Source organism: Pandoraea nosoerga (assembly GCF_902459585.1).
Classification (GTDB): domain Bacteria; phylum Pseudomonadota; class Gammaproteobacteria; order Burkholderiales; family Burkholderiaceae; genus Pandoraea; species Pandoraea nosoerga.
In genome coordinates this window covers 117,385-133,455 of record NZ_CABPSC010000006.1, presented here as the reverse complement: position 1 = coordinate 133,455, position 16,071 = coordinate 117,385, and the positions used below count along the sequence as shown (strand labels likewise).

Genomic DNA, 16,071 nt, shown 5'->3' with positions numbered 1-16,071 from the left:
GGACTAATTACCTTCCGTCTTGTCGTCGGTCGCGCGACTCTTGCGGGCGGCTTTCTCCGCCGCGTCGAAGAGCTGCTTGAATTCGGTCTGGCACAGCGTGTTGAGCACCGGCGCTGCCGCCGCCGTGTGCGTCCCCTTGTCGAAGCGCCGCGTCAGCCGCAGCACGAAATCCCAACCGGCCAGACTGGCGCGGCGCTGGCGAAACATCTCGCGAGCCTGACGCTTGATCAGGTTGCGGGTGACCGCGCGGGGGGCGTGCTTCTTGCCGACGACGATACCGATGCGGCCCTCTTGAGGCGTGGCATCGGTATCTTCAGGGGTGCCCGGCGCAATGTCACGCCGGCGCATATACAACACGAAATGCGCGCTGCGACGCAGGGGGCGCAAACTAAAAACGGATGAAAACTCATCCGTTTTGAGAAGTCGCGCAGCTTTGGGAAACCCCAGTGCCGGGACTTCGCGCCTTGCGGATTTGACGCGCAAACCGCGGTACGACCGAAACCGCGTTTTAGACGGCCAGGCGCTTGCGGCCCTTGGCGCGACGAGCGGCGATGACCTTGCGGCCGCCACGGGTCTTCATGCGGACCAGGAAGCCATGGGTGCGCTTGCGGCGCGTCACGGAAGGCTGAAAAGTACGTTTCATGATGCACTCACTGTGTGAAAAAATTCCCGCGCAGCAGCATCGTGAAACGCCACATGGACACCGTGAAAACCTGCAAATTCAAGGACTTTCACGCGCGACCCAGCCGTCGGGAGTTGGATAGGAATCCGGTTGTCTTTCTAACGAACCCGCTATTTAATCGGCTTTTCCGTTGTGTGTCAATAGGTTAGCCATTGCGCGCAAGACGCGCGCACGCGATCCGCGCCATTGTTGTCGCGGATCGGCCATGGCACGGGCCTGCGGCTGTGGATAATGGCTGAAAGTGGCCGCACCATCACAATCGGCCGGTGGATAAACCGGAAATTGGTGAGATATTCCACAGGCCGCGGCAAAACCTCGCGTTTGCCGGGGATTTGCGCAGTGAACGCGCGAACACGGGCGGGTTAACGCGGCTCAGCCGCCCGCGAACGCCAATGCTGTGGGCATTCCTGTGGATAACTCGCTTTGCGCAAGCTTTGGCGGTAAAATCCCCCATCACAATTTTCCCAGCAGAGTACCGGTGACGCCGCCATGTGGATAGCGCGCCGGGTTTTGTCGTCTGCGCGCGCCGACAAGCCGGCCGAGCGCGCGACACGAAACCCGAACGACGCGCCGTGGCCGGCCGGGTGCCGGACGTCTGCACTGCGCCGTCGGTTCGACCCGACTCCGGCCGTTTTGCCCGTCTCGCCGTGCTCCGAGACGGCGGCGGCCGGCTTGGTTTGCGACGTTTTGCCCCCATATCCGAGACATCGGGATGTGACGGATGGAGCGTCGGCCAGAACCAATACGGTCGGGCGACCCCGCGCCACCCTGGACACACGCTGCATGAACGATTTCTGGCAACACTGTGCGACTCGACTCGAGCAAGAGCTGACGCCCCAGCAATTCCGCACCTGGATCAAACCGCTGGCGCCGCTCGACTTCGACGAACAGGCGCGCACGCTCAAGATCGGCGCGCCCAACCGCTTCAAGCTGGATTGGGTGAAGAGCCAGTTCTCGAGCCGCATCCAGAGCATGGCAGCCGACTATTGGAACGCGCCCATCGAGGTGACCTTCGTGCTCGATCCGAAGGCCGGCATGCGCGCTCCGTCGTCCACGCCTGCCCCGGCGCCGAGCGCAGCTCCGGCCCCCGTGCCAGCCAGCGTGGCGCGCGCGAATCCGACCGCCGCCGCGGCCCATGCTGCCGTTGCGGGCGCTCACGCGACGACCGGCGCCAATGCGGCCGAGGCCGCGTCGCTCGACGGTGAACGCCCCGACCTGGAGGCGAGCGAAGCCGAGGCCGTGCGGCGCAACTGGCGAGTAACGCCTCAGGAGCCGGTGCAAGTGAGCGAAGTGGAGTCGATTTACGAGCGCTCGAAGCTCAACCCCGTGCTCACGTTCGATAACTTCGTGACGGGTAAATCGAACCAGCTCGCGCGCGCGGCGGCCATCCAGGTGGCGAACAACCCGGGCACGTCCTACAACCCGCTGTTCCTGTACGGCGGCGTCGGCCTGGGCAAGACCCACCTGATTCACGCCATCGGCAACCAGTTGCTGGCCGAGAAGCAGAACCCGCGCATTCGCTACATTCATGCCGAGCAGTACGTCTCGGACGTCGTCAAGGCCTATCAACGCAAGGCGTTCGACGAGTTCAAGCGCTACTACCATTCGCTCGATCTGCTGCTGATCGACGACATTCAGTTCTTCTCGGGCAAGAGCCGCACGCAGGAAGAGTTCTTCTACGCGTTCGAGGCGCTCATCGCGAACCGCGCGCAGGTGATCATCACGAGCGATACGTACCCGAAGGAGATCACCGGCATCGACGACCGGCTGATTTCGCGCTTCGATTCGGGGCTGACCGTCGCCATCGAGCCGCCGGAGCTCGAGATGCGCGTGGCGATTCTGATCAAGAAGGCGCAGGCCGAAGGCGTGGGGCTGTCGGAAGACGTGGCGTTTTTCGTGGGCAAGCATCTGCGCTCGAACGTGCGCGAGCTCGAAGGAGCGCTGCGCAAGATTCTGGCGTATTCCAAGTTCCACGGCCGCGAGATCACCATCGAACTGACGAAAGAAGCGCTGAAAGATCTGCTTACGGTTCAGAATCGTCAGATTTCGGTGGAAAACATCCAGAAGACGGTCGCGGATTTTTACAATATCAAGGTCGCCGACATGTACTCGAAAAAGCGGCCTGCGAATATTGCGCGGCCGCGACAGATTGCGATGTATCTGGCGAAGGAACTCACGCAGAAAAGCTTGCCGGAAATCGGCGAGTTGTTCGGCGGCCGCGACCATACGACAGTGCTGCACGCGGTACGCAAGATTGCAGAAGAACGCGGCAAGGACGCGCAGCTCAACCACGAGTTGCACGTGCTGGAGCAGACGCTCAAGGGATGAATGGCGGCCCCCGGGAAGGGTGGCGGGCGGGGTTGCCCGCCTCCCTGTGGATAAGCCGAGGGCGGTTTGGGGGGAACTGACGTTTTCGGGCACAATAGCGGGTCGGCGCACAATGCGTCCCCGACTCGTCCACAGCGTTTTCCGCCCTGTTATCCCTTCCGCAGAAGATTGATTGATAAGGGAATTTTCGGGTTTTTAGTCGAATCTGGCACCCGTTAACAGTTACTACGAAGGATAAATATGCAATTGGTCAAAACTCAACGAGACAATCTGCTGCGGCCGCTGCAAATTGTGAGTGGCATCGTCGAGCGTCGCCATACGTTGCCGATTCTGGCCAATTTGCTCATTCGCAAGCACGGGCAGGACATTTCGTTCCTGTCCACCGATCTGGAATTGCAGATCACGACTACCGCGGACTGCGGTGCCGGCGCCGACGACGTGGCGACGACCGTGGCCGCGCGCAAGCTGCTCGACATTCTGCGCAACATGCCCGACGCCGACGTGGCGCTCTCGCTCTCGGACAAGCGTCTGACGGTGCAGGCGGGCAAGAGCCGCTTCCAGTTGCAGACGCTGGCGGCCGAAGATTTCCCGACGGTGGCCGAGGCCAAGGATTACGCCGCGAGCTTTGCGCTGCCGCAGCGCGCGTTTCGCCAGTTGCTGGGCATGGTGCACTTCGCCATGGCGCAGCAGGACATCCGTTACTACCTGAACGGCATGCTGCTCGTCGTCGACGGCGAGAAGATCGAAGCGGTGGCCACGGACGGGCACCGTCTGGCGTACTGCAACACGACGATCGCGGGCGAGAAGTTTGCGCGTCAGGAAGTGATCATCCCGCGCAAGACGATTCTCGAGCTGCAGCGCTTGCTCGAGGACATCGACGATCCGGTGCAGATCGACGTGGCGCCGAGCCAGGTCAAGTTCCGTTTCGCGAACGTGGAACTGGTGTCGAAGCTGGTCGAGGGCAAGTTCCCCGACTTCAACCGCGTGATCCCGAAGGGTTACAACAAGAGCTTCGTGATCAGCCGCGAAGAACTGCATCGTTCGCTGCAGCGCGCGGCGATCGTGACGTCGGACAAGTTCAAGGGCGTTCGCTTCCTCGTGAGCGAGAACCTGCTGAAGATCAGCGCGAACAACACCGAAAACGAAGAAGCGCAGGAAGAAATCGAAATCGATTACACGGGCGAGTCGGTGGATATCGGCTTTAACGTGACGTATCTGCTCGACGTGCTGTCGAACCTGAAGGTCGAGCAGGTGAAGGTGAGCCTCGGAGATGCGAACTCGAGCGCGTTGATCACCTTGCCGGATAACGACGAGTTCAAGTATGTCGTGATGCCGATGCGCATTTGAGCGGACACACCGCCATACGCGCCGCCATATACGCGCGAAGGGGCCGAGCGCCCCTTTGGCGTTTCTAGAGAATTATCCTTTTGCGGGATAAGCCGCCTTCGGGGCGCCAAAAGCGCGCGGGAGGTGGCAGGTCATGAAGCAGTAATTCGTCAGAAATGACGCAGTAACCGGAAGATTGTCATGAGCGAACAGCAAAAGCAGGCCGAAAGCGGCTATGGTGCAGCCTCCATCCAGATCCTCGAAGGTCTGGAGGCTGTGCGCAAGCGTCCCGGCATGTACATTGGCGACACGTCGGACGGCACGGGCCTGCATCACCTGGTGTTCGAGGTGCTGGACAACTCGATCGACGAGGCGCTGGCCGGTTATTGCGATGACATCCACGTGATCATCCACGCGGACAACTCCATCTCGGTCACAGACAACGGCCGCGGCATTCCCACGGGCATCAAGTTCGACGACAAGCACGAGCCCAAGCGCAGCGCGGCGGAAATCGTGATGACGGAGCTGCACGCGGGCGGCAAGTTCGATCAGAACAGCTACAAGGTGTCCGGCGGTCTGCATGGCGTGGGCGTGTCGTGCGTCAATGCGCTGTCCACGTATCTGAAGCTCACCGTTCGTCGCGACGGCAAGAAACACTTCATGGAGTTCCACCGTGGCGTGCCGCAGAACCGCGAGATCGAGGTGATCGACGGTGTCGAGACGTCGCCGCTCAAGATCCTGGGCGACACCGACAAGCGCGGCACCGAGGTGCATTTCCTGGCCGACGAGACGATCTTCGGCAAGGTCGAATTCCACTACGACATTCTCGCCAAGCGCATGCGCGAGCTGTCGTTCCTGAACAACGGCGTGCGGATTCGCCTGACGGATCAGCGCACGGGCAAGGAAGACGATTTCGCATTCGGCGGCGGCGTGAAGGGCTTCGTCGAGTACATCAACAAGTCGAAGGCGGTGTTGCACCCGACCATCTTCCACGTGACGGGCGAGCGCGACGGTATCGGCGTGGAAGTCGCGATGCAGTGGAACGACAGCTACAACGAGACGGTGCTGTGCTTCACGAACAACATTCCGCAGCGTGACGGCGGCACTCACCTGACCGGTCTGCGTGCGGCGATGACGCGCGTGATCAACAAGTACATCGACGAGAACGAGCTGGCGAAGAAGGCCAAGGTCGAGACCACGGGCGACGACATGCGCGAGGGTCTGACGTGCGTGCTGTCGGTGAAGGTGCCGGAGCCGAAGTTCTCGTCGCAGACGAAGGACAAGCTGGTGTCGTCCGAAGTGCGCGCGCCGGTCGAGGAGTATGTGGCGAAGGCGCTCGAGGAGTTCCTGCAGGAGACGCCGAACGACGCAAAGATCATCTGCTCCAAGATCGTGGAGGCCGCGCGTGCGCGCGACGCGGCGCGCAAGGCGCGCGAGATGACACGCCGCAAGGGCGTGCTCGACGGCGTGGGCCTGCCCGGCAAGCTGGCGGACTGCCAGGAGAAGGATCCCGCGCTGTGCGAAATCTACGTGGTCGAGGGCGACTCGGCTGGCGGCTCGGCGAAGCAGGGTCGCGACCGCAAGTTCCAGGCGATTCTGCCGTTGCGCGGCAAGGTGCTCAACGTCGAGAAGGCGCGTTTCGACAAGCTGATTTCGAGCGAGCAGATCGTGACGCTGATTACCGCGCTCGGTTGCGGTATCGGCAAGGACGACTACAACATCGACAAGCTGCGTTATCACCGGATCATCATCATGACCGATGCCGACGTGGACGGCGCGCACATCCGCACGCTGTTGCTCACGTTCCTGTATCGCCAGGTGCCCGAGCTGATCGAGCGCGGCTACGTGTACATTGCGCAGCCGCCGCTCTACAAGATCAAGCACAACAAGGACGAGCGCTACATCAAGGACGAGGCCGAACTGGGCCAGTACATGTTGAAGCTGGCGCTCAACAATGCCGAGCTCACGCCGTCGGCGGGCGCCGCACCGATCTCGGGCGACGCGCTGGGCGAGCTCACGCGCAGCTACCAGCTCTCGGATGGCGTGATCGAGCGTCTTAGCCGCGTGTATGAGGCGTCCGTGCTGCAGGCAGTGACCGAAGGCGTCGAGATCAACCTCGACACGCAGGCGTCGGCGCAGGCATCGGCCAAGGCGCTGGAAGCGGCGTTGAGCGACGATCCGCTCGCCCCGGAGATCACGATCACGGCGGTGATGGAAGACGTCGAGAATGCGGATCCGATGCCGTCGCTGCGCGTGGAGCGTCGCCATCACGGCAACGTGAAGGTGACGGTAATCGATCAGGATTTCCTGCAGACGGCAGACTATGCCCAGTTGCAGAAGACGGCCGAGACGTTCAAGGGGCTCATCGGCGAAGGTGCGACGATCAAGCGTGGCGAGCGTTCGCAGCCGGTGACGAACTTCAAGGCGGCGATGAAGTGGCTGATGGCCGATGCGGAGCGCAACGTCTCGAAGCAGCGCTACAAGGGTCTGGGCGAGATGAACGCGGAGCAGTTGTGGGAGACCACGATGGACCCGGCGGTGCGCCGCTTGCTGCGCGTGCAGATCGAAGACGCAATTGCTGCCGACGGCATCTTCACCACGCTCATGGGCGACGACGTCGAGCCGCGCCGCGCATTCATCGAAACGAATGCGCTGCGAGCGGGGAATATTGACGTTTGATGGGGCCCGCCTGGCGCCAGCGGCTCCCTGCCTGGCGCCACGGTCTTGCGGCCCGACGACATCGCGGTGACAACGATGCACCACCGCGCAGCGTCGCAACGAAGTCACACGCAAAGCGAGACAGGAACCGACAAAGGCCTTGATGTTTAAGGCCTTTTTTCGTATCTCGATTTGGAAGCCGCCCCTCTCGAACCAGGCATGAAAATCACGCGGTCGCCTGGGTCGCGGCGCCGCGTGACGCATATCAGCTCTTAAGGAAAACAACTTTGACACTATCGGAACACGACCCGCACCCCGAGGGCGGAAAAGCCGGGGCATCGGCTCCGTCCGAATTGCGCCGTGCGCTGTCGGCGCGACACCTGACAATGATTGCGGTGGGCGGGTCCATCGGAACGGGCCTGTTCGTCGCCTCCGGCGCCACCATCGCCCAGGCGGGGCCGGGCGGCGCGCTGCTCGGTTACGTGCTGATCGGCGTCATGGTCTACTTTCTGATGACGAGCCTCGGCGAGCTGGCCGCCGCGATGCCCGTGTCCGGCTCCTTCTCCACCTACGGCGCGCGCTACGTGGATGAGGGCTTCGGCTTCGCGCTGGGCTGGAACTACTGGTACAACTGGGCCGTCACCGTGGCGGTGGATCTCGTCGCCGCGCAGCTCGTCATGGCGTACTGGTTCCCGGACGTGCCCGGCGTCTATTGGAGCGCCCTCTTCCTCGCCATCACCTTCGGGCTCAACGCGCTATCCGCACGCGGTTTCGGCGAAGCCGAATTCTGGTTCGCGCTGATCAAGGTCGTCGCGGTGCTCGCCTTCGTCGCGATGGGCGTGATGATGCTGCTGGGCATCATCCGCGGTGGCGAGAGCGGCGGGCTCGTCAACTGGACGGTCGGCGACGCGCCCTTCGCCGGCGGCTTCGCCGCCCTGATCGGTGTGGCGATGGTGGTCGGCTTCTCGTTCCAGGGCACGGAACTCATCGGCATCGCCGCGGGAGAATCGAAGGATCCGGCGCGCAACGTGCCGCGCGCGGTGCGTCAGGTGTTCTGGCGCATTCTGCTGTTTTACGTGATGGCGATCCTCGTCATCGGCCTGCTGATTCCGTACACCGACCCGCACCTGCTGCGCAACGAAGTCACCGACGTCAGCGTGAGCCCCTTCGCCCTGATCTTCGAGCGCGCGGGGCTGTTGGGCGCGGCATCGGTCATGAATGCCGTGGTGCTCACCTCCGTGCTGTCGGCAGGCAATTCGGGCATGTACGCGGCCACCCGCATGCTCTACAGCCTGGCGCGCGACGGCAAGGCGCCGCGGTTCTTCAGCCGCGTGTCGCGCAACGGCGTGCCGCTGCGGGCGCTGCTCGCCACGGCTGCGGTGGCCGCGCTGTGCTTCTTCACGTTCGTGTTCAGCCCGAACGCGGTCTACATCTGGCTGCTCAACACCTCCGGCATGACCGGCTTCATTGCATGGCTCGGCATCGCCATCAGCCACTACCGCTTCCGTCGCGGCTACGTCGAACAAGGCCACGATGTGTCGGGCCTGCCATACGTGTCGCCCTTCTTTCCGTTCGGCCCGATTTTCGCCTTTATCCTGTGCCTGATCATCACGCTCGGCCAGAACTACGAGGCGTTCCTGCAGGACAGGATCGATTGGGGCGGCGTGGTCGCGACTTACATCGGCATTCCGCTGTTCCTGCTGATCTGGGCGGGTTACCGACTGGTGCGCCGGTCGCGTTTCGTGAAGTACGGTGAGATGACATTCCCGATCGCGAAGCCGCGCACGCCTGGTCAATCGCAGCCGCGCGCAGCGGCGCTCGAAAGCCTGCGCAGAGAAGGCCCGCAATGAGGGCGCAATGAGGGCGCAATGAGGGCGCAATGAAGGCACAGCGAGGGCACGTAATGGCGATGCTGGCAAGCAGTCCCATGAGCCCCCGGCCTATGGGGCTTCGGGCCAGTGGCAGGACGAGCGACGGTTGCGCTGCGGCCTGCCGTCAAAACGGCGCCGTCACCATCAATCTGACCCCTTGCTGCAGCCCGCCCATGCCGGTCGTCGCGCTGTAGTCGAGGCCGAACACCAGCGCGCGAGTGCTGAGCTTCGCGCCCACGCCGATTTGCACGCGCTCACTTCCATAGGGACTGCCCGGGACGAAATACACCGGCCCGCTGGATGCGAGATCCGCATAGGCCAATCCCGCCAGGCTTTGCCCATTGAAGTCGTGCTGCAATTCGACGCGCAGGTATGGCGCGAGCGTGCCGATGCGCGTGGCCTTCGCGAAGCCCGCACGCACGCCCAGCGTCCCGGACAGCGTATTCACGTTTTGCTTGAAGTACGTCAGCGCATTGAGGCCGGCGCCCGTCTCGCTGTATTGATCGAGCGTCGAGCGCGACGCCGTCAAACGCCCGTATGGCGAGAACAACCACGCGTCGCTGCGATATTCATAGCCCGCCGAGAGCGAGCCAAAGAACTGCTGGCCGTTGCGCTTACCCGTCGCGTAGTCGTTCGCATCGATCACCCAGCGTCGCGAATCGAAGCTCAGCGTGCCGAACCCGGCCACGGCATCGATGAACAACGCCCGGGTCGGGCGGAAGCTCGCATACAGCGCGCCGCTGTAGCTGTCGCCCGTGCTGCGCGTTCCGGAACTGCCGACGTCGGTCGAGTCGTGACCGTAGCCCACGCCGGCCCCCAGCGAGAACTGGTCAGAAAACCGGTAATCCGCGCCCATCGTCACGCCGCCCGTCGTGAAGCGAAATCCCGAACGTTGCGCGGCGGTGTTTGCGAATCCGAAGTCCACCGTCCCCGCCGTCCAGAACGCAAAGCGCCTGTCTTCGTTCGCTCGCGGCCCCGGCAGATTCGGCGCACCGCTGTCGCCCGCGCCGATACCGCTCGCTCCCACCGACGCATCTCGCAACCCCTGCAACCCCTGCACCCCCCCCAGCCCGGCGCCGTTCGTCCCGGCGAGGGCCGTCGGACTGACGTTGCCGCGCAGGCAGGCGTCGCGCGCCGAAATGCCCGCGACGTCGTCACAGGGCGACGCATCTCGCCCACGTCGCGCGTTGGGCAGAACCACGTTCAGCCCGTTGCTCGATGGCGCGCGTCCCGTACCGTGCAGTGCTTCGAGACGCGAGTTGTAGTTCCCGATCTGCGTCGTGGCGAATCGCCGTGCCGCTTCCACCTGCGCACCGATCAGCCCCGTGACATCCGGATCGGCCGACGGGTCGCGGCGCGCTGCCACGGTGACACGTGCCGTCGCCGGGGCCGATGTCGCATTGGCGTTCGACAGTGTGTAGGTGAGGACCGCCGTGCCGGCGAAGGCCGCCGCCGGCGCGAAACGCAGCCGATAGCTGTTGCCCGTCGGCGCGACCGGCGTGGCGACGATCGTGGCGGTGCCCGCATTGGCCGGCGACACCGACACGACGTTCGCGCCGATGAACGGCCCGCCCAGTGCGCCGCCGGTGATGTCGATGTCGGCGATGCCGTTGGCCTCGATCGTCGCCTGCAGGTTCGACGCCGGCACAGGCACCGCCGAAACCGCCACGGTCACGGCGATAGGCGCTGACGTACCGAAGGCATTGGTGAGCGTATAGGCAAACGATACGTTTCCGCTCGTGGTCGCGCCCGGTGTATACACGATGTCCTCGCCATTCACGATGGCCGTGCCGCTCGAAGGCGGTGTGGAGATCGCCACGCGCGTGAACGGTCCGCCCACCGCATTGGCCGTCGCGCGGATGGTGACCGGCGTGTTCGGTGACGTCTGCGCCTGCACGGCGGGCGCAGACGGCACCTGATTCGAAGTCGCCGGGCTGATCGTGAGCGGCAAGGATTTCGTTGTGGAAAACGGCGCGCCGGGGCCGGTCGAACTGTCAGTGACCGTGATGGTGACGTTGTAGGGCCCGCCGGCTTGCGTCGGCGTCCCCGCAATGGCGCCATTGGAGATGCCCAACCCCGAAGGCAGACCGGTGATGGCGTAGTTGTAGGGCGCGGTGCCGCCGCTGATGGACAGCGGCTGATTGTACGGCTGCCCGACGGTGCCGGTGGCCAGCGCGGTGGTATTGATCGTCAGTGTCGGCGCCACCGCCGTGTAGGTGAAGCGATCGTTGCCATTGAGGTCGCTCGTGCCGCCGGCGGAGGTCACCGTGATATCGACCGTGCCACTGCCGGGCGGCGACCTCACCGTGAGCCTCGTCCCATCGCTGACCATTACGTTGGTCCCCGGGGTTCTGTCGAACAACACGCTGGTGACATCCACGAAATTGGTGCCGGTGATCGTCACGGTCGTCTCGCCCGTTGCGGGGCCGGACGCCGGGGAGACTGCCGAGACGGTCGGTTTGCCCACAAACGTGTATGCGGCGACCATCGAGGTCGTCTCGCCCGGTACGGCAACGGTGACGGTCGCCGGCCCCACCGCCTGTGGCGGCGTGGTCGCGGTGAGGTGCGACGCGTCGACAACGTCGACATTCGTGGCGAACGCGCCCCCGAAACTCACCGTCGTTGCCCCTGGGACGAATCCGCTGCCCGTCAGCGTGACCTGCGTCTGGCCGGCCGAAGGTCCGCTGCGGGGAGAAACCGAGTCGAGCTGCACGGCCGCGACGGCCGATGGCGCACTCGAAAACATCAGTACGGCAAGCAAGGCGCGAACCCCGTTGCGCCAGGACGCGGGCAGTCCGCCGCGAATATTCATTCTTGTTTCCCCGATTTGCTGACTTCGCTCACGTCGCGACCGGCGCCGACGAGGTGCCGCCGCTGCCGTGTCCTGGTATACGCCCAGACCGTTGCCGTTCGATGAATGTTTTCTAGTGCTGATCAACGCAGGCAAGTTGCGCGAAAGGTTAAAAAAGCTTCAATCCCGCGTCAAGCGCCATGCGGGCCACATCGGTCATCCCGCGAGCCTCGTTGCGGGTCATCACCGAGGCTTTTCGCGCCTTTATGCGCCTTTATACACGTTTGTCGCGGCTGCCGTACCGGCCCGCGCGGTCATCGGCTTCGTATCGCCGTGCAAATATAGCAGTGCAAAAAAAGCCCCATGCGTCTCTCGACCACGGGGCGTGACTGCAAGGCGGTTTTTTTCGGCCGGACGACTGGTGACTGATCATCCAGGGGCGCCCGGCCGCTCGCCTGAGGCTAATATGCCCGTGCACCGGCGCGCAGCCGAGGATCGAATACGCCTGCGCTCGCGTTGCGGCAAACGGCGGATTCGCCAGCGGCGGCACGCGCTCAGGCGCCGTGGCGATGAGCCCGGTCTCGCGCGCGTTCCACATCTCGAGCAACTTGGGGGCGGGCAGGCAGCCGATGAGCACGGGGTGAATCATTCCCGCAAAGCTCACACGGGCACATGGTGCGAACTCGTGTACAGCCCGTGGAAATCCCATATCGATTTTTGCGCGTGCGGGAAGTGCTCGGTCAGAAACCCGCCCCCCGTTCGTCTTCGAAAAGAAACCGTTGAAGCCCCATTGACTGTCCGGCCTGGCGCCAATGTCGAGCAGATCGACCACGAGCAGACCGCCCGGTTTCGCGCCGCGCACACCCACCGGACCCGACAGGAAATGGACGATCGACAGATCGATGTCGCGCACGTCGTCGGCGCTGTCGTCGTTCTTGATGAAGCCGCCGGTCCAGTCATAGGTACAGGCAATGCGTGGCACGGAGGGGCGCGGAATTGCCAGCGTTATGCATTTCCCTTTGCACGACTTGCCATCGCAGCACAACCTGCCGAAAGCCCCATCGGAATTTCCGTATTTTTGCCGTACTGGCGCCCATAAATGGTGCAAAATGCTGTTCCCCCCAAGAACAAGCGCCATTGATTGGCCTCCGAAATGAAATATCAGTCACTTGACGAGTTCCTGCGCTCCACCGCCGAGCGCAATCCCGGTCAACCGGAGTTCCTGCAGGCTGTCACGGAGGTGATGGAAAGCCTGTGGCCCTATATTTCGCAGCATCCGAAGTATGCCGAGCACGGCCTGCTGGACCGCCTGGTCGAACCCGAGCGCATCGTCATGTTCCGCGTGTCGTGGGTCGACGATCATGGCGACGTGCAAGTCAATCGCGGCTACCGCATCCAGCACAGCTCGGCCATCGGCCCGTACAAGGGCGGCCTGCGCTTGCACCCGTCGGTCAACCTGTCGATCCTCAAGTTCCTCGCGTTCGAGCAGACCTTCAAGAATGCGCTCACCACGCTGCCCATGGGCGGCGGCAAGGGCGGTTCCGATTTCGACCCGAAGGGCAAGAGCCCCGGTGAAGTCATGCGCTTCTGCCAGGCGTTCGTGACGGAGCTGTTCCGCCACGTCGGCAGCGACACGGACGTGCCCGCGGGCGACATCGGTGTCGGCGCTCGCGAGGTCGGTTTCATGGCCGGCATGATGAAAAAACTCTCGAATCGCGCGGACTGCGTATTTACCGGCAAGGGCCTGTCCTTCGGCGGCTCGCTGATTCGTCCGGAAGCCACCGGTTACGGCACCGTCTACTTTGCCGAAGAAATGCTCAGGCGTTCCGGTCGCGGCTTCGACGGCCTGCGCGTGAGCGTGTCCGGCTCGGGCAACGTCGCGCAGTACGCCGTCGAAAAAGCCATGGCGCTCGGCGCCAAGGTCGTCACGGTGTCGGATTCAAGCGGCACGGTCGTCGACGAGGACGGCTTCACGCCGGAGAAACTCGCCGAGCTGATGGACGTGAAGAATCATCACTACGGCCGCGTGAGCGACTACGCGCAGCGCACCGGTCTCACCTTCCTGGCGGGCCGGCGGCCATGGCACGTGCCGGTCGACGTCGCACTGCCCTGCGCCACGCAAAACGAGCTGAACGACGACGATGCCGCAACGCTCATCGCCAACGGCGTGATCTGCGTCGCCGAAGGTGCCAACATGCCCTCGACCAACGAGGCGGCAAAACGCTTCGAGGGCCACGGCGTTCTGTACGCGCCGGGCAAGGCGAGCAACGCCGGCGGCGTTGCCACGTCGGGGCTGGAGATGAGCCAGAACGCCATGCGCATCTCGTGGCCGCGCGAGGAGGTCGATGCGCGCCTGCACGACATCATGCGCAGCATCCACGAGGTGTGCGTGCACCACGGACGCCGCGCCGACGGCTCGGTAAGTTATGTGAGCGGCGCCAACGTTGCCGGCTTCGTGAAGGTGGCCGACGCCATGCTGGCGCAAGGCGTGATCTGAGGGAACGGCGCGAAGCCGCCGGTCCGGACCGGCTCGGCCGGCCTGGCGCGGGGCAGCGACTCGCCCCGGCGCCGGGTAAAAAAAACCGCCGACGCAGCGGCGGAAAGAGGGAGCCTCCACGTGCGGTATCGCGGTGTCCCATCTGTTGCATGAACCTTATCGTTTCCCGAGCAATTGCCGTTCCAGGGCGGCGCGCGTCCGGCGGCGCCAGGTGCGGTGCTCGGCGGCCACGCGGAATTACAACGATATGCAGAAAATTCGCGGCAGACGGGCTGTCATGCCGCGTCCGCGCGTGCGCCAGGATTCGGCACGGAAACTGCTGGCATCACCAAAGCAGCGACCCGACGCATTCTCTGGAGCACGACCATCATGACGAATCCACGCAAGAAGGGCTATCTACTTCCCGACGAGCCGGGGGACCCGCGCAGCACCACCTCGTCGGGAGACGGCGGACCGACCCCGATGACGCACTCCTCGTCGCAGCATCCGAGCGGCGATATCGGCCCCGGCGGCCAGGGGGCGCCGGAATTCGGCCGACTCCAGTCGCGCGTGAGCGAGGCGCTGCGCGATCCGCCCGACGGCCGCTATGCGTTTGTCACGTTCAAGCTCTCGGACGGGGAAGTCACGCTCGACGGATGGGTCGCTCACGCCGATTTGCGCGACGAGCTCATGCGCACCATTCGCGCCATTCCCGGCGTCACGGACGTCGTTTGCAACATCGGTATCGGCGGCTGACGCCCGCCGCCGCCCGCGAACCGACCCATATTGCGAGGGAGAACGCCCATGAATCGCCCGACATCGGACGACGCTCGCGAGACCCGTGATACCCACGGTGGGCGCGGGGCGCCAGTGTCCCATGACCCCCACGACGCCACGCCCTCGGAGGACGAGCGCATCGACTATCGGCTGCTTCACGAAGACGGCGATGAAGAGACGATCGGCACGCACCACGGACGCATAGGCAACGGCTACTGGCCAGCGCATCACGAGTGCGACGAATACGCGCCGGTGGAGCCTGTCTCCGACGGTCTGTCGACAACTGGTGACGACAGTGAGGTCGAGCGTCGCGCGCGCACGCAGCCTCGCGGCAAGCGCATGTCGGACCCCAAGCTGACGCCCACATGGGAAGGGCTGGAGGACGATAAACCGTAATGGCGCCGATGGGGCGCACCTCGGCGCAGGCTCGCCCGCGGACTTACCGCTTCGGCGAGACTTTTTTCTCGAGCGCCTGCGCCATGCCGTATTCGCGATTGAGCGTCGTGAGCGCGGAGGTCGCGAACTTCCGGATCTCGGGTATCTGACCGCTCTTGGCCTCGTCCTCGTACACGAGAATGATCTTGCGCAGCGCGGCGGCTCCCGCGATCGACAGGTAATGCCGGTCGACGGTGGCGAGTTGCGTGTTCGCCATCTCGTTGAGGTCGGACTGCCGCGGCGGCGCGTCCGGCGTCTGGATCGAATGCCGCGCGCCCAGGCTGTGGAGCGCCTCGGCCAGCTTCTCGTGCTCGAGGCTCATCCGCCCGGCGTAGGCGCGGATTTCCGAGTTTTCCGTCTCGTTCGCGATGACGCGGCTCGCCGCGATCTGATCCCGGCTGAAGCCCACGGCCGCGGCGAGGAATTCACCGTCCATGTCCGTCGCGCTGCGGGCCTGGCCCTCGTCGGTGGTCGCCGGCGACATCGCGTCGTCGCGATGGCCCGCCCCAAGCCCGCTGCCCGCCGCAAAGCTCTGGGTGCAGGCACCCACGGTCAAGAGCGCGAGCGCCATCGCGCGGCCCGCGCAAAGGCGCCATCGTCCGGCGTTGCCGGCCAGCACCCGATGATTCGCTCGCATGGGGTCTCCCGTCGTCTGGAACGGCGCCGTGGTGGCGCCCACGTCCGGACGCAGCAAGTTGCATGCCGGGCGCGCCGCGTGGCCGAACGT

The 16,071-nt window shown here is 64.2% G+C and carries 12 protein-coding genes; 7 read left to right on the top strand and 5 right to left on the bottom strand.

Annotated elements, in window-relative coordinates:
• Positions 1 to 3: 3 nt before the first annotated feature.
• On the bottom strand, positions 4 to 483 hold the full coding sequence (gene rnpA, locus PNO31109_RS09975; RefSeq protein ID WP_150555454.1) for a ribonuclease P protein component: 480 nt from the start codon (positions 481 to 483) through the stop codon (positions 4 to 6).
• A 25-nt stretch (positions 484 to 508) separates the two neighbouring features.
• Positions 509 to 643: a 50S ribosomal protein L34 gene (gene rpmH / locus PNO31109_RS09970; protein ID WP_010806664.1), complete on the bottom strand. Its 135-nt coding sequence runs from the start codon at positions 641 to 643 to the stop codon at positions 509 to 511.
• 822 nt (positions 644 to 1,465) lie between these two features.
• On the opposite strand from rpmH, the gene dnaA reads away from it, so the two are divergent.
• From dnaA to PNO31109_RS09950, 4 genes are all read left to right on the top strand, one after another.
• Positions 1,466 to 3,010, top strand: a complete 1,545-nt coding sequence (gene dnaA / locus PNO31109_RS09965; protein ID WP_150555453.1) for a chromosomal replication initiator protein DnaA — start codon at positions 1,466 to 1,468, stop codon at positions 3,008 to 3,010.
• 240 nt (positions 3,011 to 3,250) lie between these two features.
• On the top strand, positions 3,251 to 4,357 hold the full coding sequence (dnaN, locus tag PNO31109_RS09960; protein ID WP_150555452.1) for a DNA polymerase III subunit beta: 1,107 nt from the start codon (positions 3,251 to 3,253) through the stop codon (positions 4,355 to 4,357).
• Positions 4,358 to 4,537: 180 nt separating this feature from the next.
• Positions 4,538 to 7,015: a DNA topoisomerase (ATP-hydrolyzing) subunit B gene (gene gyrB / locus PNO31109_RS09955; protein ID WP_150555451.1), complete on the top strand. Its 2,478-nt coding sequence runs from the start codon at positions 4,538 to 4,540 to the stop codon at positions 7,013 to 7,015.
• 266 nt (positions 7,016 to 7,281) lie between these two features.
• Positions 7,282 to 8,844 (top strand): amino acid permease, encoded by a 1,563-nt coding sequence (locus PNO31109_RS09950; protein ID WP_277396653.1) that lies wholly within the window; start codon positions 7,282 to 7,284, stop codon positions 8,842 to 8,844.
• 145 nt (positions 8,845 to 8,989) lie between these two features.
• Here the strand turns inward: PNO31109_RS09950 and PNO31109_RS09945 are convergent, their stop codons facing one another.
• Positions 8,990 to 11,677, bottom strand: coding sequence for an autotransporter domain-containing protein (locus tag PNO31109_RS09945; protein WP_150555450.1), 2,688 nt, complete (start codon positions 11,675 to 11,677; stop codon positions 8,990 to 8,992).
• Positions 11,678 to 11,930: 253 nt separating this feature from the next.
• Positions 11,931 to 12,794 (bottom strand): acetamidase/formamidase family protein, encoded by an 864-nt coding sequence (locus PNO31109_RS22420; RefSeq protein WP_442417706.1) that lies wholly within the window; start codon positions 12,792 to 12,794, stop codon positions 11,931 to 11,933.
• Positions 12,795 to 12,809: 15 nt separating this feature from the next.
• On the opposite strand from PNO31109_RS22420, the gene gdhA reads away from it, so the two are divergent.
• From gdhA to PNO31109_RS09925, 3 genes are all read left to right on the top strand, one after another.
• Positions 12,810 to 14,153: an NADP-specific glutamate dehydrogenase gene (gene gdhA / locus PNO31109_RS09935; RefSeq protein ID WP_150555449.1), complete on the top strand. Its 1,344-nt coding sequence runs from the start codon at positions 12,810 to 12,812 to the stop codon at positions 14,151 to 14,153.
• Between the two features lie 369 nt (positions 14,154 to 14,522).
• Positions 14,523 to 14,888 carry a BON domain-containing protein gene (locus PNO31109_RS09930; RefSeq protein ID WP_150555448.1) on the top strand — a complete coding sequence of 122 codons (366 nt, stop codon included), beginning with the start codon at positions 14,523 to 14,525 and terminating at the stop codon, positions 14,886 to 14,888.
• Between the two features lie 48 nt (positions 14,889 to 14,936).
• A complete protein-coding gene (locus PNO31109_RS09925; protein WP_150555447.1) occupies positions 14,937 to 15,305 on the top strand; it encodes a hypothetical protein in 369 nt (122 codons plus the stop codon).
• A 43-nt stretch (positions 15,306 to 15,348) separates the two neighbouring features.
• Here PNO31109_RS09925 and PNO31109_RS09920 read toward each other — a convergent pair whose 3' ends face one another.
• On the bottom strand, positions 15,349 to 15,915 hold the full coding sequence (locus tag PNO31109_RS09920; RefSeq protein ID WP_174966349.1) for a DUF4142 domain-containing protein: 567 nt from the start codon (positions 15,913 to 15,915) through the stop codon (positions 15,349 to 15,351).
• Between the last annotated feature and the right edge of the window lie 156 nt (positions 15,916 to 16,071).